Here is a 22,316-nt window from a genome sequence, read left to right as displayed (position 1 = left end):
AGAATTATACGTTCCCAAAGCATCGTTTGGTAACATTTTGTCACTAACGTTGTATATCTGCATAGTGTCATACTTATTCCACAATCGGGCGCTTTTCTTGAATATTCGCATCCCGAAATAATCAAACTTTTTTATAAATAACAAACTGTTTTGATCAAACTTTGTTTCAAAACAGTTGGTATCTTTCTGTATAAAATCAGCGTTTACAATTTACTTTTAATCAAACTTTATTAAAAAGCTACAAGAGTTCACTTGTTAAGCTAACTAAGTGAACTCTCTTATTATTTTAAATTAGTAAGCTAAAAACTTTTTAGCATCGTAAATTTCGGGTGTACGTTCCAATGGATAGAAACGGAACTGTACATCGTTTTGCATTTGTTTTGGCATTCTGCTAATTAACTCTTTACAGATTAAACTTTTCTCATACTCTTTTAAGACGTTTTCAATGCTCACCATTAAAGTATATTGAAATTTTTCCGCGCCTAATGGAATGGAGATAAGCTGTGCTGTACCGATCCATTTTTCTACCTGTTTAGAAGTTGCCGATAAGAATATATTCCAGCTTTCAAATTCGCTAGAATACATATCAAATTGAATGAAAACTTCTGGTGTTATAAAGTGAATGTCATAAGGTGAAGCGAATACCATCGGTTGTGCCGACTCTTTTTCTTTTTCAAATTTTTCGGCATCATATTCCCCTTCATATCGTAAAGCAATATAACTACCGAAGATTGCCGTTTGCTCTAGCACTAACGAATAATGATCAAATCCATGTGGTAATTGATTTAAAACACGCAATGCTACCGATTGTGTGCCTGGAGAACGGAACCACTCATCACCGTATAGCGCCTGCATGTTTGGGCCAGTACCATTTCGCATAATATTTTCAGTCATATTCCAGAAATCTTTAGGAAATATCTTATCAGAATCCGCTACATCTTTATCTATTTCTAATTCGTTTTTCATTAACCAGTAGCCATGTGTAATTTGAGCAAAGATAACATCTTCAATAATTTCAGTAGCAACTGCTCTGTCGTCGTCAGAATTGAAGTAACTTACGAATTTTGTGCCGAAATAAGAAACGACTGCAGCAATCGATTTATTAAAATCTTTGTCCTTTTTCATTCTGTCCTTCAATAAATTAACCGCATCACTAAGGCTTACTTTTGTTTCAACAATTTCTTCATTTTCCATGAATTTATACCCTCATTTTTCTATATTATTGTTTAAGACTATATCCCGGTGAAAAATCATCATTTATAATTTTCCAAGCTACTGTATCATCATCTAGTTTGATATTTGTTATATAGTAAAGGACTTCACCATTTTCAAATGTATATTTACGGTAGAAGTAACGCTCTACATCTAATTGAATACTTTTTACTTCAGAAACCTCTAACGACACGATCTTATTTGAATCGTCCATATATTCTTGTTGGTATCTCGTTAGAAATTCTTCTCTTTCCTTTTCATCTTGTGGGAATACTTCTGCAAATTCTTCAAGGATGTGAGGTTTAAGTGCTGCATAAAATGAACGCCCATCTATTGCACTTGTATGATATTTGTAAAAGAGATTAGAAATATACAATGCAAACTCTGAAGAATCCGTAAACTTACCCTTAGCCGCAGGCACTTTACTACTATCAAGCAGCTTTACTTTTTCTAATCCGTTTTTACTTGCGTCAATTGCATCCTCAGCTGTAATTGATTTTGCTTTAGCCAGTGCTTCCTTTTGTTCATCGGAAAAGTTATACAGCTCTTCCTTATTAATTTCAACGGTATCTTTCTCCTTTTCAGAAACAGATTCCCCTTTATCAAGCATATTCTCCATAGCATTGTTACAACCAGTTAATAAAAATGAGGATACTAATACGAACGGTACAATTATTTTCTTAACAGTACGCATTTAATAGCTCTCCTTTTGCAAGTTTCCGCAATTTTGATAACGGTACATCGAATAATTTTGTAATTTCCATCGTTTGAATAGAAGGTCGATTTGTTTTAATAGAGTATAAAAATATGCTATTTAAATTTCCGATATAGAAACGGTCTTCAAGATAGACAATATATTTTGAATCAAAGTGTTTATAATAATTCTCTATAATTAAATTAGCCATGCTAAAGCTTAATTTCGGGTTAATAATTGTCGATTCATTTTTATCTTTATTTGCAAATAAGCATAGCCATAACATTAAAACAGAAGCATTTAACTCTTTTGCTGTCAGATTGATAATTTCCCCATTATGATCAACATGTTTTCTAAGGAATTTCTCGACAATGAGTGAATTGCTTAATGAATACTCATACCCTTCTGTTAAATCCACTTTTAAATCGATCATAAGATTCTTTGATTTTAAATAAGCGTATAATACAGATTCTTTACCGGCATCTAGTTTAAAATTAAGACTTCTATTACTAAATGGATCAACTTTCACATAGCTGTTACCAATAAGAACTGCCATTAATAATTCTTCTCTAGCCTGTATATTTTGTTTTTGTAGTAAATCTAATTCCAACGTATTCATCCCTTCTAAACAAAAAAACACCTAAAAAAGACATAGGTATACCCTTAAATAAGGGTAAGAAGTCTTTTTGAGGTGTTCTCAATAAGTAATATTCAATTAATATCATTAATAATCATAAATTTAATTGTAATTGCACGTCTGTCAATTCATTATAATCATTTCTAGTTAGGCGTTCAACATATTGCGTAACAATTTTTAAAATATTCTTTTCAGAACGGCCCAGCATACGACTAATTTCTTCAATCTGTTTATGCTCTTCTCGATATAAATAATTTACATAGACTATCCTAATATCGTCAGAACGTAGATTAAAACCAATTAATTCATTAATACATTGAACATAATAGCGAGTCAGGAATGGTGAGGATTGTTCATACTTATCATTCGTTTTACGGCTAATAAGGAATGTAGTACCGCGCTCTTTGGCTATTTCAATAGATTGATCCATTACCGCTATATCTTCGGGAGCAGTTATTTTAAAAGCCGCTTCATCGCCTTGCTTTGATGTATAAAAGATAGCATAGTAAGGATTTCCGACATTGTCCATTTCTTTGGTGCAATCTTTAATCTCTAACTTAAACATATCGCTTAATTGCACACCATGTAGGTAGAATACCATTAATTGCCTAGCAATTTGATTCATTTTAGGATGTTCTAATACCTTCTGTTTGGCTTCTAAGAGCATAGGGTAATTATAATCAATCGTACTGCCTTGATATTTTTTATCCAGCTGTAATGATCTGCCTTCAAAGTAATTATAGTCATACAATATATCTACTGGAAGTTGACGCGTTTTATATATAAAGCTGAAGAACTTCTTTAACGTCACTTGTTTACGATAGATAGTAGACTTTTGTTGCCCTTTATCTTCTTGCTGCTTTAAAAAACCCGTAACATGATGGGCATTCATCGCTATTAGTTCTATATTTTCATTAGGATATTCAAATTTTAGATAATCTAGAAATTGATTTATCGTGATTGCTTGAAATTTAGCGGTTTTAATATTCAGCTTACATTCATTAATTTGATATTTTACAAAGCCATGTGGCATTAAAACACACTCCTTCCAACTTATTTATAAATTAAATCACTAACTTTATAAGAATATACTACAAGTATATTTGTAGACTAGTAGACTTGTTAATTATACTAGTAGATTTGTAAATTTATTATAGCATGAACAACTATAATATTTATGTGTTTGGATATTTCAATTTTGATTCATTTGAAAAAGAGTGTTTTGATTGGTAAATCCTGTATAGCTCCAGTTCCCCAATAATATTATATATAAATATATAGTTACTGATGAAAAAGTAATTATACCTTTTGGGTATTCGTTATAAAAGATACCTTATAATAAAACTATATAAAAGATTCCTTCATACGTAATTATCCCCAGCAAAAAAACATTACAACCCCTACTTATGTTTCTGTTTATAAAAATGTACTAAGCCTTGATCTATATGCATTTATAAACTATTTCTTATTGAATTAATAATCAATAACAGACAAGCAAAGTCATAATCCAATAAAACATAAAAAGCACTATCTACAAATTATTCTATAAAATTATAACTTTTAGTATCTTTCCCTAAAAAAAAGTTGTTATTCACAAAAAAACGTATTATTAGATTTTTCAATTAATTTAGAGTTATTTTAGTTTTTTATAAGTTACATACAATTTTCCGTAGTTATTCACAAAAAATCGTCTAAATAATAATATTGTAAGGAAACTTTAACTTATTTGGGCAATAAAAAAGCCTGCATTTCAAAATTATGCAAGCCAAAAAGACCACCGTTTTCATTTTGAAAAAAAGTAGTCTGGATTGTTTATTAAATTTACTAAACCTTATTAAAAAACAGCATGCTAAATAAGCCTTATACCTGCAATTTTTAAAAATTTGAAGAGGATATAAGTAATTTTCTAAAAAGGGCATATTTAATAAGCCTCATACCTCCCATTTTAAAAAAAAATGGAGAAGATATAAGTAATTTTTAAAAAAAGGCACCTTTAATAAGCCTTACACCTTCGTTTTTTTGAAAAATTGAAGAAGATATAAGTAATAATATAAGTAGTATTAACGGTAATACGATTGAAGACGGTTAATATAAAGTCGTTTGATCAGTTTTTAAGTATCGTGGCTGCACAATACCATATAGTACTGAAGATTTTCGCATATAACGTTTGTCTGTATATGATAAAAATTCTGTTGCTGGGTTGCTGCTCATTTCAAAGCGCTCAATACTATAAACTGACACAAGATCATTAACTGCTGTAACTAATTTATCTTGCGCATGGGTAATCATTTCTTCATCTATAGTAAATTTCTTTGTTAAAGTACCATTAATTTCAATTTCATCAACCGACCAGGATAGGTTTTTTACGTACTCGTTAATATGCGGTTGAACAGCTGTCATAAATTCAGCACTTACTCCTTTTGCTACAGCTTCTTGCATTAATCTAAGCGGTAGTTTTTGAGCTCTTGTGATTATTTCATTCGTGTATGTAGCAACTACAGCTTCAACTTGAACATTATTCGTACGATGCTCAAATTGTTTTTGTACCGTTTTAATTAGTTCTAATAGAATTTCATTTGTACATGTACCAGTAGTTCTGATAAGACGCGGCAACATTTCAGCAAACGAACGGATGTCGATATTATAGTTATGGTTCATCACCAGTTCACGATATTTGTATTCGACGTCACTTTTGTACTTTTGTATAAATACATTTAACTTAGGGAATAATTCAGTCATTCTAGCAAAAATGCGTTCTACACGGTAATCTATCTCCGTGCTTCCTTCTGAAATGTCATATAAAAACGTACTGATTTCATCGTATGTAAGAACCGAAGAATGTAAGTTACCATAAACGGCCATAAACATAGCTAAATTTTCATACTGCTCACGATTTAAAATCATATTATAGCGAGGCACAATAATTTCATTAATGCTTGATGTACCAGTATCAATTAATAGTGTTGGTAGATGATTATTAACCTCGATCGCAACCATTTTAAACGCATCAACAAACAGTTTTCGTACCCGTGGCATAAAATAAAAATCTTTAAACATCGAATATAAGTTACCTGTTGCTGCATAGCCAGCAAATCCACTGTGATACTTTTCGATAAATTGTTCTAATGCTTCATTATAAATTCTTACTGCTACTGCTGGAGAATCCAATACAGCTGCTAATTCTTTTTTCAAATTAACCATTAGATTTAATGGATTTTCTTCTTGTATATAGTCCCCTTCTGTATTTACAAAAAGTTGACGTATGATTGGTGTATCAGTTAAACGTTCAGCTTTAAACGGGTAATAAGGACGTAATAACCCTTCAACTTGCACAGCGGAACTACAATTGTTCACGATGTTTTTACGGTAAATACCATTAATATTTACAAACAATTCATTTAGAAATGTTTCTCTATCTAATTTGTGCTCAACTAATACACTTTCAACTGCTTGTTCAAACGCATTCAAATACTGTTCTACAGATTGATATTTAGCGTTAGACTCCCAAGTAAATCCAATTGCTTTATGCTTTAATTTGAAAGTTACAAGTGAATTAAGAGAGTATTTTGATAAAGCTACAAACAAATCATTAAAATTATATATATTAGTACGCACTTTGTTTTTATATCCATTCCCACCTACTTCATAGAATCTCTTCACATTCGTCATCCAAGTATGGTGTGAATTTCTCAAACCTGATGTGTAAGCCAACGTATAAATAAGGAATCGATATTCATTTTTAGTTAAAACGCTGTTCACAAAGCCCCAATCTTGTAAGAAAGGAATGTTTTGTACATATTTTAACGTATCTTCTTGCCCTTTATAAATTGCGTCTACTTGACCATGAGTACGGTTAGTTGCAAAGAATTGCCCGTTTTTATAAAGCAGCAATTGTAATTCCTGTAATTCATCAATACTTTTAGTAAATGTATCACTTCGCATATTAATGAATTTACGGAAATCATTTAGATCAACCTTAATTGACATATCTAAATCAATAAATGGAGTAAGGTTATATAGGATGTGGAATAAAGTGCATCTATTAAAATCAGCATGGCGGTTAGCAAATGCTTCAGCAAAGTCACGGCTCATTTTAACCTGCGTCTTTTTCTTAGACTTAATGACTACGCTATATTCGCTTGTTGTATTTAATAATTGTTCTTCACTCAAATTATTAAGGACAGCATTAATCGTTTGTTGGGTAAATTTTTCGGCATTAATAGAATATTTATTATCTAAATTGGTAATGAATGAATTACCAATAGTATCTATATTAGTATTAGCCATAACTTCGTTAGTCATGGTACAACCTCATTTCCTCGTAAATTGTATGTTTATAATTAGAAGTACAATACAATTAACAATTCCAATCAGCTTGCCCTAAAATGTTTGTAGGTTAAATGAAGGTTATTTCTTATAAGAGGAAACCAATTTCGTGTGGAAATAATTGAAAATGGCAAATTTAAGAGAGTTCTATTGCTTTTTAATTTCAAATTGGATAAAATGAAAATGTAAAACAAAAAAACTTAAAACCTCATTTAGAAGTCTGATTGAGATTGTGTTGTATTTAGTTTTCGTTATTGAAAAATTATCTACCCCGCTTTCCTTTTGTGGCTTTTAAATGATCTTAGACAAGTCTGCTGGGCCTCGGAAACCTAGTAGGCTTTTTACTTTGTGCCAATTACTGAAAAGCTTCAGCAATTGTCGGAAAACACTCCGTAAAATAACGTTTCCTTACCTTATATAAAATCTTCGGAAATTCACAGACTAAAAAATAGTTGCACAAATACTATCGTCTGAAGTAGTAAGATTTTAATAAAAATCCAATTGTTCTTCAGAAGAGAATCTGCACGTTTTTAGCATATCAAAAATAGAGTATATTTTGCAAGTTAATTAAGGGGTTTATTTCATTACTTAGTAGAATAATGAAATCGGGTATTTCTTTGTTATACGAAGATTCTGTCATTTATGTTTTTATGGTTGATTTTCTCACACTTGCAATGTATTATATTAACTAACTTAATAATATTTCTAGGTGGTTGCACAAAACTATTTAGAGAATATGCACAAGAAAAGGCCTGTTTACTATGTATTATAGTAAACAGGCCTTTTCTTTTTGTTGGATATTTAATTGTTATCATTGTCTTCAATAAGTACAGCATCCGCTATATTTACTTTTGATTTACGAACCCCCACAGTCTCACTACGACCTTTAGATTCGATTAATCCGGTATTAATAATTGTTGAATCATTTTCATATATGCTATCTTTATTCGATACGAACTCATATTCGTTACGACTATCTGTATTTATATTATTTAATATTTTCAAAACTTCTTCTATTTTATTATCTACCTGAGCTGTTTTGTTAATCACCAACGGGGTACTTATCTGCTCATGTAGTAGTTGGTAATTTTCATCCTTTTGTTTATTAATCTCAATTAATTCTTTATTGAGGTTTTCAACTTCATCTACTATTGATAGACCTAATTTACGTACTTGTTCCTTTTCAGCAGCTATAACCGATGATGTTCTACCTTCGGAAATTTTACTTTCAAGTAAAGCTATTTGTTCCTTTTTAGCCTCAATTAAAGAAGTATAGTCTTTTTCAGCGGGTGCTTTTTTAAATAGCTGGAAAAAACCTGTATTAGCTTTAGAACTCCCCTTTTGCTCCTGTTCCAAGCGCTCAATCTCGTCTTGTAAAAAGGTGATTTTAGAAGTATCTTCATTTTCGGTAGCAATACGTTGATCGTATTCCTTGCTTAATTCATCATATCTATTCATGGACTCTTTTAATTTAGCAGTTAGATCATCAGAATTAGCCTTTTTAACTTCAAATTGACTAGTTAGCTCTATTTGAAGGTTCATTGCTTTGGTATTTAACATATAGTTGTTATTAACCTGATTCAGTATTTCCTCGTTATTTACTCTCATTGTATCTTGAACAGCATTGACAAATTGAATCATACTAGCTTTCATTAAATCGAAATTTTTATTCATTGTGGCTAATTCGATTAATGTTGGATCAGCCTGATTAGTTCGAGGTTTCGCAGATTTTGTTGTATTAGTGTCAATAACAGAACCATTATCCTCAACACTGTACCCCATTATATAAATTAATTGGTTAGTAGCATATTTGTGTTTAGGATTATTATATAAAAAGAAAAACATATACAGACGGAAAATAGATTCAATTGAGTATATGTAATTCGACCGTTGTCCTGAACCTTTTCGTTCAGGATTTACATATGTTAGTAACCCTTCCCCTTGCTCATTTCGCACTCGATTGTATGCGTTTAAAATAACTTGATTGTTCTCCAAACCTAAAACAGTAGCAGCCTGTACATTTTTTAAAGGAGCATAGTTTTCAATATTAATACGATAATAAAAGTCTGCTATTTCTATAGTATTAAATAAATCGTCCTCCAAACCTTTCGATAGTATTTCCGCGATTAATGGGTCGTCAGAACCTAGAAAAGCCGATTTAAAGTAGTGTACAGCCTGTAGAGCATTTTGATATGGTATTGGCTTGTTTTTATAATCTACCGAATCAAGATTGCTGCTGCCGGCAATAGTCTTGGAATCATTACTATTAGTCATATTTGTTCCCCATCCTTTCAAAGTGCATTCTATTTAAAACACAATATGCTTAATCTTTAATTTAAATTACATTGATTAAATTATAAAGTAATTTAAATTTAAAAAATTGTTAAGTAAAAAAAATTTAAAAAAAATTAACTTAAATTGTTGATTTAAAGCGATTTATAAGTCTAAAGCCTAGTATAAGTAAGGATAATTAAAATTAATAGAATTAATTAAAATTAATTATTAAATTATAAATTATTATAGGTTGTTAATTAAAATTAATAAATGCAATTAAAATTAAATTATATAATTTAAATTATAGATGATGTAATTTAAATTACAAATGAATTAATAATAATTAATAATTTTATACTTAAATATTCATTTATTTTGTATACAATTTTAATTCAAAAGCATCTAAAAATGCCATTATATCAATGATTTAAAAATAATTAAGTTTTAAATTATGCATTAATTTAATAATTATACAAAAAACACCTTGTACACTATGGAGTGTATAAGGTGTTACGCTTTATTATAAATTATCTAGCTCTATATCCGTAATACGACGACGTCCTGGTCGTTCAGGTCGGCTACCAGAAGGTCTGCGACGGGGTCCTTCATTAACTTCTAATTCTAAATCGCTAAAGTCAGTAGTGATGTCCGGTTTGAAATTGAAATTATTGTCTGAACTAGATGCGAAATTAGCGAATTTACTCTTTTGAGCTTCAATAGCTGCTAAACGCTCTTGCTCTCTTGCATTAGCAATTTCCACTTCAGCCTCGTAATCTTGAAGAATTGTATTCAAACGTGATGGAAGATCTGACGTTACATATGCTGCGAACGTTGTGATACCCGTTTGAGCGTTATTTGAAATCTGAGATAGTGCAACGTGTGCTGTAGAATGAGGTAATATTGCCTTCAATTCTTCAACATATTTACGAATTTCGTTTTCAGTAATGTCTTTAGGATAAAGAACACCTAACATTAAGCTTTTCCCTAATCGTTGTTTTTCATTAATAAAAGGATCATTATTGTTTAAAATACCTTCAATTTTAACAAACTCTTCGGCATATTTTTTAGAAATACTTTGTAAATTAGCTTGGCTTGCAATATCTTTCATGCTAACTAAATCGCGTAATTCATTAGCAAATTCGTTGTTTTGTAATGAACGTTGTAAATATAGATGCCCTGGAGTACCTAAAATTGTGACGAACTCATTGAAATCCAGTGTAGAGTTGGATTCTAAAGCAGTTAAAGAGTTTAGTTCCATTAATAAGGTTGCTACATAAGCGTTTGATAGCTTTGAAGCGTCCGTTTTGTCGTCAATATTCTTAGAATAATCAGCAAAAGCATTTGAATGATTGAAATGGTCATTATCTACATATAAAACGCTACCAATGCTATCCTCACCACTTTCATATAGCAAACGGTTAATCTCTGCAACAGCTTCAACAGTGTTCTTTTTAAATTCTATACCGGCTTCATCGGGAATTACTACAATTAAGCCAACTGAGTTAGCAATACGCTTCCCATAATTTTCGTAACGATATTTTGCTCGTATTTTTAATACAAGTTCTGCTGTTTGAATTACAGCACCACTACCAGTACCGCCACCCAATGAAGCACAAATCCAAACAAATTGAGCATCTTGGAACGCTTCTGTGTTTAAATGCTTAACATATTGGCCTCTATTTTCTTCAAAGAATACTTTCCCCAAATTACGTTGCTTAGCCGCGCCTTGAAATCCCTCGATTACATAGTTGTCTGCATCCATTGCCGGTGTAAATACTTTTTTATGTACATATTCTAGTGATTTCATATCTGATTCAGATGAATTAAATACTACCGTTGGTACACCGTAAGCCGCAAATTCGTCAGCAATACGTCCACCAGCTTGACCGATACCTACGACTGCAATTTTAATGAATTGGTCAACGTTTCTTTTTAATTCAGTAGCAATTAAATGTTTAGATAATATATCTTTTGATGTTTTTGAAGCATTTTCTAATGTGTATCCAGTTGTTTCGTAATTGTTATACATAATAAAACTCCTTTTAGTTGGTTGTAGTGGTTAATTAAATAAATTACCTGCTTATTTCTTGAATAAATCTGATTTTTCAATGACCGAAACAGTTTCGTTGACTGTTTCTTCATAGAACTTAGGTCTTGTCCTCTTTAAATCATAAATAATGTACTTTCCATTTTGCGTGATTATATACTCCTTAAACTTCCAGTTCTCTACTCTTTTGACAAGCAACATCGCTTCTAAACGTACTAATGTACGCTCAAAAACACGACGTTTGTACAATAGATCGTCTTCCAGCAATTTTAAATGAAACATTGTAAGGTTGTTCCCTGTTAATTGCTTAAATTTAAGAATAAATATAAAAAAATACCAGTCTTGACTATCTAATTGAGTTTGAAGATATTCCAAAGCTACATCGTCAAATACAAATTCGTTAATTTCTTCGTCAAAGTAATTCAATGAAGTAATTTGTCCTGATGGTTCTTCAGCCATAATATCACCTCGTTTACTCTATTTGATTATAGGTTATTAACATTATCTTCCGCAACATTATAACACAAAAAAACATCATGTGTACATATGTTAAGGTTAATTTTATAAAATTAACCTTAACATATGTACACATGATAAAACGTATATTAGCAGTATTTTTAACCCTTATTGAAGGGCTATTCCCTCAATTCCTTTATCATACGTACATTTGACAATTTATCATATGTACATCGGATGTACATATGATAAAGGCATCAGACGTACATCCGATGTACATATGATAAAACATAATTTTTTCTTTGAATTTGTAATTGTAGTATTTATACATTCATTTACGTCCTAAAATTTTTTTCCTCTGACAACTCATACGAAAATCATCTTTATTTAAAGTTGCGGTTATGAAATGAATTTGAAGTAATGTGTAAAAGAAGAGGGAGCTGCTTAATGTTTTAATAAGTCATTATTCGTAATTGTTCAAAACAAAGGCATATTGAATTTAGTTCATTTGTTTAAGCTGAGATACATGTAACGCTAAAAATGAAAAATCGTTTACGCAAATTAAAAATTCACCTAAATATAAAGCGTAAAGGTTATATGCTACAGCATAAATTACGAATGTATAACAGCGTAAAATCATTACCTTTACGATTATTCGAACTCTAAGTAAATTTAGGTTTAAATCTAATATGACTTTGCTGAAATTTGTGCGTTTTTACTTCAGTAGCTAAATAAAACCAAACAATTAAAATACTGAAAAATTTAATGAGTTCTAAAAATAGTTTATATAAAATTACATGTAAAATAGAGCTTCTAAAAAGCAAAGAGAAAATTGCGAGAATTCCTAAAGTGAATAGGGGAGAAAGCCTTAAAATCTGCTTTCCTTGATGGGGGGTATTTAACATTCAACGGAGGCACTTCTTGATGGGTGGTTTTACATACCAAATCCCCCCATCAAGAACCCCCGAATCTAGGAAGGAGGGTACTAACCTAATAATAGCAACATTTCGGAGGCTTTTCGGAAGGACTACTAAAAGGGGTTAGGCAAGGAATCATAACCCCAATTATTTGTACTTAAAATTTGGCCTAATGTTTCTGCTCTTAACAAATGATTTCCCCCATAATAAATCCATAAAAAATAACTCAATATTGGTATGACATAATAATTGTGATACAATCATCTAGGAAAAAAACAGCATATCAAATCGTAGGGAATCCCCCGCCGATCTAAATTACATTCTACGCAATAAGTAGGTGTATTTTAGGTCGGTTTTTTTGCGCTGTAAAAAGTTGAAGGGAGGTGAAAGTAATGAAATTAGAACCCAAGTTATCTCAATATGGCACAACCATTTACACGATTCCTAAAACAAATAATCATTCAAGATTGCTGTTACATGAATTTGAATTAGATTTATTGGAACAGGCAGTGAAGTACACCTATTTAAGGGCAGTCGAATTAGTAGATTACTTTGTAGTTATTCGTGAAAATAATGGTTTCACAACAGATGATGAGGTAAGGGCGAGACAGAATGCAGCTAAGAGGTTGATCCGTTTTAAAGAGGCAGGCGTACTAAAGGCAAATGATGCTAGTGAATACAAAGGGCACAACCTTTTGTATAAGCGTATTTTCTACACGTTTACTAAACGTACACTTGAAATTCTATACGCTCTAAACCGATTAACGGATAATGAGCTTGCTTATTATACAGTGGTATTAGAGAAAAACATGCGATTTAAACCGCCATCCATTCACAGTGTAGCCATCGCTGCATTAGGAACTCGGCTCGACTTACAGTTAAAAAGTAAATTGGGTAATGATGATTTCGTTATCAGTAAAGGTACGACACATCCACTCTTTAAAAACTATACCGATGATGCGGACCAAATTTTCCCTGACTTATTGTTAGAGTTTCCTGACCTTAACAAACTACTTGTTTTTGAAGTGGACGGAGGAAGGCAATTACGGGATGTAATTGAGAGTAAGTATTTCCGCTATAAGAAAATGTTCTCCAGTAATTATGTAAAAAAGTACAACAACGAATTACAGGCGCACGTAATCTTTTTACCAATTGACGCTAATTTCTTAACCGATGAAAACCGCAGTAGCAAATCACACCGGATAAAATATTTAAAGAACTGTATTCCTAGCTTCGAAAAGTGGGGCAGCAGTTTAAATATGTTCACCATTCGCTATAGTGCTATCGAGGAATTTGTAAATCGAACAATAACGTTTTCAGAACAATTAAGTGAATATGGTTTAAATGCTCTTATGAACCAGTGGATCTTCAATTTAGAAAGTGCTTTAATGCCGCTTAATTATAAAGTAACGGTTTTAACTGAACAGGAACTATTACCACAAACGAAACCTACAGCTTTTTCCCCGGATACTGTTATTAAGCTAAAGCAAGTTGGGAAGAAAGAGAAACATTACTTTGTTCTGTATATGAATAATGGGGAAATTCGAAGCCAGCAACGATATTTAGAAACGATTCAGCGCCTAACAGCCATTAACGAAAGTGAGTCCAACAACTTACACATTAACTTATTGCTGCTATATGGTACTTGTCATTCAAGGGCAACAGATGCATTAGACGATCTTGTTATATCTGATGCGCTACAAATCTTTGCTACAAGTGAGGAAGAATGGAGGGAACTTGCTACAGCGGAAAATATGGAGCAAGTTGTATTACCCCTATATGAGCAAAACAACAAATTGCTCAGCTATACTTTACGGAAGGAGAACTATCGCTTGTGAAGCAATCCGAACAACAAGAGAAATTAAAAGGTAATAAAGCAAATTCTAAATTGCCCCAATTAACCGAGCAACAGAAAAAGAATTTGAAAAAGCGATTGCCTATTACCATAGTGAGTGTACTTCAATTGATTACGCTATATTTTACAGCATGGTCTTTTGTTAAAATCGTTTCACTCATGGTCGGACATTATTACGGTGAACAGGTGTATTATTTACCATCACTATTTTTTAAATTTAATAATGTCGATATGTGGTTTATCCCAATCGTAGCCGTTGTATCAATTTACGGCTGGCTATTAAGTACGCGAGTTGTAAGATTCAAAAAACCGAAATGGCGAGTAGTTCTATTCTGGAACGCAATACTTAGCAATGCATTCACATTAATAGCATTCGGTATGTCACAGTTACAGAAGAACTTTTTACCGTTTTTCTACGAACGACTTAACCGCGTTATTTACACAGATGATGTATTAGACGAAATCTTATTCCAACAAGTACAAGGATTCTTCTTTACCGTCATGTTAATACCGCTAATCTTATTCGGCTTTTTATTTATGTTCCTCATGACTAAATATCGAAAGCATGATGCAGACTTAATTAAAGCTTTTTATCAGTTTGAATGGACGGGTGAACGATTACGTAAGTTTGAGAATATTGGTAAAACGGAAGACGTTATTATTGAATATCCTGACATTGAACTCGGCATGAATAAGAAAACAAATGAAATGGTTGTATTACCTGGTTTTGACCGTTCGCTTAACACCATGATCACCGGGAGTATTGGTACGGGTAAGACAGCCGCGCTTGGTCTTCCTATCATAAATCAGGATTTACACTATATTACTAGATTCATAAATGCCTATCCTACAATTCGTGAGGACGAGAATTACATAAGTGAAGAAATTCAAGGGCGCTTTATGAATGGTTTATCTATTGTAGAGCCATCAAATGATTTATGCCAAAAAGTATATAAACTAGCGAAAGCTCATGGGATTCCCGATGAAGCAATCACATATATTGACCCGACGAATCCGAATACACCATCTATTAACTTTATGCGCGGTCCAGTAGATAAAGTGGCAGAGGTTTTCGCACAAGTAATGCAAGGTATTAACGATAACGGAGGAGGGGGCAACCCATTCTTCGAACAAGCTCAACGTAACCACTTGAAGCAATTCATTTATTTACTGAAGCTACATGATCCAGAAGTTGAAGCAACTTTTGACATGCTAAAAGAAATGTATAACGATACCAACGTTGTACATGAAATGCACTTAAAGTTAAAAATCCAAATTGATAGAGAATATGGCAACGGCAAACAAATTGACCGTAAGCTAGAACGTGACCGTTATAACTTCTTTATCATTCTAAAAAACTTAGATAAATGGTTTGATACGGTAATCGTTCCAAAAGAAGAACGCGGACCGCAAGGAAATCAGAAAGTTTATAATGATGATGGGGCGCTCGTTTATGTCGATACCCAGGAATCGTATGTACAAGGATTACGAAATTTACTATCCGATATAGGGGCCAATCCTCTACTATCTCGTGTATTAAATGGACATTCTGACTTTGATTTTGATGCTCACATGGGGCGTGAAGGTGGTATTTTACTTGTTAATACTGCAAAAGGTCAGCTTGAAGGGTTATCTCCCGTATTAGGGAAACTCGTTTTAATGTCCTTACAAAATGCCGCGTTCCGTCGTGAGCCAAACGTTAGTACATTCCATCATATCCTTATTGATGAAGCGCCAGAATATTTATACTCTAACTTCGCCACATTCCCAACACAAAGCCGTAAGTTCAAAGTAATGTTAACGCTATTACAACAGACGCTTACACAATTGCGCGGTGCATTTGGTGAAGATTACATGAATACAGTCGTTGCAGCCATGCGTAACCGAATGGTCTATGCCGATGTATCAAGTTTTGACGGGAAGTATTTCAGTGATATGTTTGGTGAAGTGGATGAATTTGAAGAAGGGGAAAGCGAAAATGCGGTTTCTCCGTTACAAGACAGTCCTGAATCCCGCAGTGGGTCAAGCTATAAGAAAACACGTAAAGCTGCTATGTCTTCAGGCGATATTCTATTCCAAGAAGCGTTTGAATGTGCAGTAAAAATTGTAGTAAACAACAAATCTATGCCAGTACAACGTATCCAAGCAAACTTTGTACCGAAAGACGAATTTAAAGAAGCTGTTATTAAAGTAGATCCTGCAGCTGCAAATGTTTGGATTGAAAATCGCTATGCAGAACCAACAGAAGAAATGATTGTTGAAGATACAGACGATGCAGTATTAGACACAGTGGTTGATGCTGAATTACCTCCAGTAGCAGCCGTTGAAGAAAATACGAAATCAGTGGAAAATGCAGAAGTTGATAAAACAATCAATATTACGCAACCCGCTTATCCTAAGCCTACGCCTGTTGTTTCTGTACCAAAGCCGAAGAAAAGAGCACCTCAAAGCCCTGTACAGACGATCGTTGTTTTTGACGAGGAATCTGAAAAACCTAAAATGCGTCCAAAAGCAGAGCAACCAATCGAGGAAATGAAATCTCCGGTTGAGCAGACGATGCCACAAAAGCCTGTTCCAACAAAAGTAGTAGAAACCGCTCCGTTAGGCGAACTAGCGACTGGTTCAGCTAAATCAAATTCAACAGCAGCACCGACAGCAACTCTTACACAAGAGGCACAGCCGTTAGATACCGTTTCAATTACTACGACAGCGACTATTCCAAATGATGAAGGATTGCCAGAGGTTTCAATTGGTCGTAAAAAGGTGAAGGCCGAGCAACCAACAGCTCCAGTAGTAGAGGAATCTCCTGTACAAATTGAGCAAGATGGCGCGGCTCCAGCACCTAAAGAGAATGAGCCTGTCATTGAGACAGCACCCGTTGTGAAGAAAAAACGTAGTCTGTCTCAAAGCACAGAAGTCTATAAAGAGGCAGAGTTAGACGAAGCAACAAAAAACTTCGCAAAAGAACTACAAGATGGATTAGATAGTAGACGATCTTAAAACAAACACTTGCTAATATTGGCACAATTATTTAAGATAAAACTAATCCAACTAACAGATAGTTTGTAGTGGTCATCGTGTATTTTAAAATTTTGATGTCACTAATGCATCATCTACAATTATATAAAACAACAGAAGGAATACCCTTCTCGTATTGATAATGGCTATGTAAAGCCGTTTGCTTATAACAGCGCATTTGTTGCGTTTATTTAAGCATGGAATCAATAACGAGAAGGGTTTTTTTTCATTTCTAGGAATGTTGAAGAAAGAGCTACAGAATTACATTCGAGTTAGTATGGTTAATCAAATTAATTAACAAATATTTTAGGAGGCTATATAAAATGGCAGAAGAAACTTTCGTTGCATCGTGGGTTAGCGAAGATCAATTAAACGACATTACAACAATCCACCGTAATCATGAAATCATTGAGGGTATTGTACGTAGTATTTTCAAAAAGAGCTATCGAGTATCAGATGGACAAGGCGGTGCTAAAACCGTATCAGGAGAAGTATTAGTTATTGCAATGCCTAATGGTGTTACAGCATATTGCCCAGCTCCAGAGTTCTCGATTCGCCCGTATACATCATATCGTCATTTTGTAGGTCGTAAAGCTAAATTTATGATTGAGCGTATTGATTTAAACGAACAAATTGTTACGCTATCAGGTAAAAAAGCACAAGCAATTACAGTTGATGAATTATGGGAAACTGTTTTAGCAGCAAAAGAAGAAGACACACTTAGCGAATTAGTATATGAAGGTGTAATCACCGGGGTACAAGCTGATTTCCGTGGTCTATTCGTAAATATTGATGGATTCGATACATTCATGCCTCGTGCTGAATGGTCTTATAATACCCGTGACATTTTAGAAGTTGAAGCGGGCGAAATTATCCAAGTGAAAATCATTCGTGTAGATGAAGAAAATAGAAAAATGGTGGTATCTCGTAAATTAACATTGCCGGATCCATTCTTATTCTTACGCAACTTGCCACAGGATGCATTAATTGCGGGACGTGTTACTCGTGTGCACCCAGTAAACGGCATTCATGTTGAGCTTGAAAATGGCTTAGATGTGAAAGCAAGTAAGAAAAAAGAGTTAGAAAATCCTATTGTAGGTGACTTGGTAAGCTGTCGTATTGTTACACCAATTGAAATGGATAATGAACGTGGACGCATTAACGGTCGTGTATTAATCATTCAATATCCTAACGGGAAGCGTAAACGTAAAGAACTAGGCTCATTCTTATTCTCGAATGACTAATGATGTTCTTCATAACGTTTCGTACACGCGAGAAGATGGGACATATTCCTTGTGGGACCACCCACAGTTTAAAGCGATATTAAGGCTTCCCAAAGGTTTCCGACCTGCTTTAGAACTAACACCCGCTTTAGCTGAATTCTATTCGTGGCCCGAAGATATTCAAGAAGCTCGCTTAACTGTATTAACAGTGATCGGTGATGCCATTTGTGCGAATGAGGGTCAGCTACGTCGCTACATGATTTCTAAAATGACAGCATCACAAACAAGTCAGCATATTGAATATCTACGTAAAAAAGGGTTTGTACAGCGTTATAAATGCATTATTGATGGCTACAACGATGAAGATGGTGAGCCAATTAAAATTAATACACCTGCACCTATCAATTTAGGTCCGGCCGGCTATCTATTATTAACCTACCTGAACTCTGCTCGTTCTTATATGGACGCGGAAGCATGGATAAAGGGGAATGGATCTTCCATGATTCAACGTTTTGTAGCAGCAAATGAAATCCGTTGCAAATTCGTTGAGTCCAAAATTGCTCGTAGTTGGTCCTGGTATCCTTCGTTTGCCGATGACGGTTTTCGTCGGTTAAAAAAACCTATGGCCATTATGGGCGTAGGGGAAGATACAGAATTTGAAGATAGCCGCGCTTGGATGATTTTTGAACGGGCGCAGCTTAATCAGAACTTTATTGGTTACTTTAAAGATCGGTTAAACCTGTACCGCTATCTTTTTGATAAGTATGGTTATCTTCCAGTCCGAAATTATCCAGACGATGGGGAAAAAATTGTTGTCATTTCATGCTCCACTGTAAAAATTGCAGAAGCATTACAAGAAGAAATCGGCTTACATAAGTTTCCGTTTACAATTTGGGTATTGATAGATGAATGGTTTGACACTGCTGAAGATAGTACGGATATTACGAAAGCATTCGCTTCACCAGTGAAAACACCAACAGGCTATGTATTACGTCGCTTCAAAGTTAATTTATAACGAGAATAATGGGCTTGAACGATTCAACTAGAACTGTTCAAGCTTGTTTTCTTTCTATATCAAGTATCTTGGAATTATTAGGTGTAATGGGACTTATTTTAAGGGGGACATAAAAATCAAACATTATTTACAGTCTGAATTTAAATCGTACCTTAATGATCATAAGGCCAACTGTATAATTAAAAATTCCGAATCGAACTTTCTCCTGCAGCTAATTCATACACAGCTAACCCGGACAAATTTGGATAATTACTTTAAAACATTAGCAAAGGTTAATTATAGAGAAACACCCTATCTTTATTCCTTTTTGCAAAAACATATTGTTGCTAAAAACCACTATGACAAATGGTTACAACGCAATATATTAGTGACAGGAAAAACCGATGAAGATATAGAATGTATCACCTCAGAGTTTACGAATTACTTAGCGGAAGAGAATGACTCGTTTATTTGTATTCGCTATGCTTTTATGAAGAACTTTGATGTAGAAGGGCTTGAACGATTGGCTGATACGTGGGATACAGTAATTATACAATTCAATCACACTGACGACTTTTACTCCTTGTATAATTTATCTGAAAGCCTCCTAACAAACCTAGCCAAGCGAACAAGCATTGTTATTATTTGCCCTGAAGATATAAAAGAATGTGTGCTTCAATGCAGTAATGAAATTTGGAACTTTATCTTCCTGTTTGAAAACTATGTGCTCCGCATGATGGGCAGCAACAGGTACTTTAAAGTGATATCCAATAAGAAAATCGTAAACGAACTATTCGATTTATACCCTACATACTACAAAGTTGTATAATTTTTGTAATATAGTAGGAAAAACCGCTTTTTCATATTGATTTTGAATTGGCAATATGTTAAATTTATTACAGTCATAATTTACTTGTGACTTGCTCGGTCATTCTGTGACTTAATGTTACTTTTTAATGATCAAGTTTCTTGAATAATTTAATTTATACACTACTTGGCGGGGTTTTGGTTGGCTCTGCTAAGTGCCTTTTAAGGCAATAAACTTAATATTAAAGAATTGGGAATACCCCAATCTTATCATTTTGCAAACGTCAGCATGACTATGACCATTTGAAGGTCGTTATTGCTGTTTTTCGTTTGTTCGTTGATAAGATTGGGGTTTTTTGTTTGCTCTTTTTTTGTGAGCAAGGAAGGAGTTTGGAACGTGTCTTCATCTGTTTTATTAGCAATTGGGGAACCTGGTCTATCAGACAGTTTACGCCAGTTGTTAGAAAATGGTGGTCTGAATGTACTGCAAGACGAGGTTTTCTCATTGAAGTACCTTGATGACCATGTACAAGGGCAGCTACCAAACATCGTTATTATTCACGATTTGTATTTACCTTCTGACACCGAAAACCAAGAGGAAAAGGAAGAGGAAGTATTACAACTACTAGAGAAATGGCGTGCAGATTACGATAACGACTTACGTGTAGTTTACATGTGTGTGCGTGAACATAACGATCCATTCATCGGGCAGTTAGTCGCTCGAAACGTTCTTGATATTTTTCATAAAAAAGAAATTTCAGCTTCACGTTTTGTTGACCAGTTAATTGAGCCACCGCGCTTCAAAAATGTGCAACGGTTAGGTATCGGAAACCTTGACGTTGAATTTTTAGATGAGGAAGAAGTCGCTCAGCAACAGCCACAAAGCATAGCAGAAACACTTGAGTATGAAGAGGGAGAAACGTATAGCGAGCCTCAACCAACTAAAGAAAAGCCTATTAAAGAGCCTCTAGAAATCGGGAAGAAACTTGGAAACGTAGCTGGCAGTATTGCAAAAGGTACTTCAGGTCTGATGAAAGGTGTATCGGAAATCATGCCAAAAGGTTCGTCGTCGGAAAACGAACATAACGAGCTTATGATGAATGATCTATTAGACCTTATGCCGATTGAGGTTGATGATTCCAATGTGAAATCAGCCATTATCGGTACAGTATTAATTGCTGTCACTGGAACGAAAGAACATATCGGCTCTACGCATACAGCGTTATCCGTAGCAGCTTATTTAAGTAAAGTAGGGCATTCGGTAGCAATTATTGAATGCAATGATACGGATGATTTTGAAAAAATCCACGCCTTGTACGAAGGTACAAAGCAGTATTTGAAAAAAGAGCACTTCTTTGAGATTAACGGAATTCATCATTACAAGTACCGCTCAAATTTCGATTTAAACGAGATTTATTACCGATATGAATATGTAATTATTGATTACGGTGATTTAGACGAAGCCACAGGCTATATTGAGGAATTTAAACGTGCTCACGTTCGCCTAGTGGTAACAAGCGGTGATGAATGGAAAACTGGCTGGGTTCATGAATTTATGCGGAAAAATAAGACGATGAAAGAGGATTGCGACATTATAGTACCGGCTGTCTCTCGTGAGAAGGCGGAGGAATTTGCCGAATTGCTGAAATACGACCAGGTATTTGCTTTCCCTTGTCAGGATAATCCGTATGAAATTACAACGGAAACCGAGCAACTTGTACATACATTACTCGGTTCGTACATTAAAGCCCCGTTACATTCAAAAATGGTATCAACTAAAGTTGTTGTTTTAGCATGTGCACTCAGCGTCATTGCGACTGCCGCTATCGTAACAATCTTTAATTATCTATAAATCT

General features: G+C 33.9%; 14 protein-coding genes. 6 read left to right on the top strand and 8 right to left on the bottom strand.

Going from position 1 to position 22,316, the window contains the following annotated elements:
• Positions 1 to 291: 291 nt before the first annotated feature.
• The 8 genes from ACQKN3_RS15280 to ACQKN3_RS15245 form a co-directional block, all read right to left on the bottom strand.
• Positions 292 to 1,194 carry a hypothetical protein gene (locus tag ACQKN3_RS15280; protein WP_427712996.1) on the bottom strand — a complete coding sequence of 301 codons (903 nt, stop codon included), beginning with the start codon at positions 1,192 to 1,194 and terminating at the stop codon, positions 292 to 294.
• Positions 1,195 to 1,219: 25 nt separating this feature from the next.
• Positions 1,220 to 1,906 (bottom strand): hypothetical protein, encoded by a 687-nt coding sequence (locus ACQKN3_RS15275; protein WP_427712994.1) that lies wholly within the window; start codon positions 1,904 to 1,906, stop codon positions 1,220 to 1,222.
• Positions 1,893 to 2,525 carry a hypothetical protein gene (locus ACQKN3_RS15270; protein WP_427712992.1) on the bottom strand — a complete coding sequence of 211 codons (633 nt, stop codon included), beginning with the start codon at positions 2,523 to 2,525 and terminating at the stop codon, positions 1,893 to 1,895. Before ACQKN3_RS15270 ends, ACQKN3_RS15275 begins: the two co-directional genes overlap by 14 nt.
• A 112-nt stretch (positions 2,526 to 2,637) precedes the next feature.
• The gene (locus ACQKN3_RS15265; RefSeq protein WP_427712990.1) at positions 2,638 to 3,576 is read right to left on the bottom strand and encodes a hypothetical protein; all 939 of its coding nucleotides are present in this window, start codon (positions 3,574 to 3,576) and stop codon (positions 2,638 to 2,640) included.
• Between the two features lie 1,052 nt (positions 3,577 to 4,628).
• Positions 4,629 to 6,845 carry a hypothetical protein gene (locus tag ACQKN3_RS15260; protein ID WP_427712988.1) on the bottom strand — a complete coding sequence of 739 codons (2,217 nt, stop codon included), beginning with the start codon at positions 6,843 to 6,845 and terminating at the stop codon, positions 4,629 to 4,631.
• A gap of 825 nt (positions 6,846 to 7,670) precedes the next feature.
• The gene (locus ACQKN3_RS15255; protein ID WP_427712985.1) at positions 7,671 to 9,143 is read right to left on the bottom strand and encodes a hypothetical protein; all 1,473 of its coding nucleotides are present in this window, start codon (positions 9,141 to 9,143) and stop codon (positions 7,671 to 7,673) included.
• 520 nt (positions 9,144 to 9,663) lie between these two features.
• Positions 9,664 to 11,172, bottom strand: a complete 1,509-nt coding sequence (locus tag ACQKN3_RS15250) for a hypothetical protein (RefSeq protein ID WP_427712982.1) — start codon at positions 11,170 to 11,172, stop codon at positions 9,664 to 9,666.
• A gap of 51 nt (positions 11,173 to 11,223) precedes the next feature.
• Positions 11,224 to 11,649, bottom strand: a complete 426-nt coding sequence (locus tag ACQKN3_RS15245; protein WP_427712979.1) for a hypothetical protein — start codon at positions 11,647 to 11,649, stop codon at positions 11,224 to 11,226.
• 1,306 nt (positions 11,650 to 12,955) lie between these two features.
• Between ACQKN3_RS15245 and ACQKN3_RS15240 the strand changes: the two genes are divergently transcribed.
• The 6 genes from ACQKN3_RS15240 (at position 12,956) to ACQKN3_RS15215 (ending at position 22,312) form a co-directional block, all read left to right on the top strand.
• Positions 12,956 to 14,401: a hypothetical protein gene (locus tag ACQKN3_RS15240; RefSeq protein WP_427712977.1), complete on the top strand. Its 1,446-nt coding sequence runs from the start codon at positions 12,956 to 12,958 to the stop codon at positions 14,399 to 14,401.
• Positions 14,398 to 17,418 carry a type IV secretory system conjugative DNA transfer family protein gene (locus tag ACQKN3_RS15235; protein ID WP_427712975.1) on the top strand — a complete coding sequence of 1,007 codons (3,021 nt, stop codon included), beginning with the start codon at positions 14,398 to 14,400 and terminating at the stop codon, positions 17,416 to 17,418. Before ACQKN3_RS15240 ends, ACQKN3_RS15235 begins: the two co-directional genes overlap by 4 nt.
• A 341-nt stretch (positions 17,419 to 17,759) precedes the next feature.
• Positions 17,760 to 18,680, top strand: a complete 921-nt coding sequence (locus tag ACQKN3_RS15230; protein ID WP_427712972.1) for a S1 RNA-binding domain-containing protein — start codon at positions 17,760 to 17,762, stop codon at positions 18,678 to 18,680.
• A gap of 49 nt (positions 18,681 to 18,729) precedes the next feature.
• Entirely contained in the window at positions 18,730 to 19,674 is a 945-nt protein-coding gene (locus ACQKN3_RS15225; protein WP_427712969.1) for a hypothetical protein, read from the top strand.
• 307 nt (positions 19,675 to 19,981) lie between these two features.
• Positions 19,982 to 20,482: a hypothetical protein gene (locus ACQKN3_RS15220; RefSeq protein WP_427712967.1), complete on the top strand. Its 501-nt coding sequence runs from the start codon at positions 19,982 to 19,984 to the stop codon at positions 20,480 to 20,482.
• Positions 20,483 to 20,857: 375 nt separating this feature from the next.
• Positions 20,858 to 22,312 (top strand): hypothetical protein, encoded by a 1,455-nt coding sequence (locus ACQKN3_RS15215; protein WP_427712964.1) that lies wholly within the window; start codon positions 20,858 to 20,860, stop codon positions 22,310 to 22,312.
• The last annotated feature ends 4 nt before the right edge of the window (positions 22,313 to 22,316 follow it).

The organism is Solibacillus sp. NPDC093137 (assembly GCF_050280445.1).
Taxonomy (GTDB): Bacteria; Bacillota; Bacilli; order Bacillales_A; family Planococcaceae; genus Solibacillus; species Solibacillus isronensis_B.
This window is presented reverse-complemented; position numbering and strand designations above follow the sequence as displayed.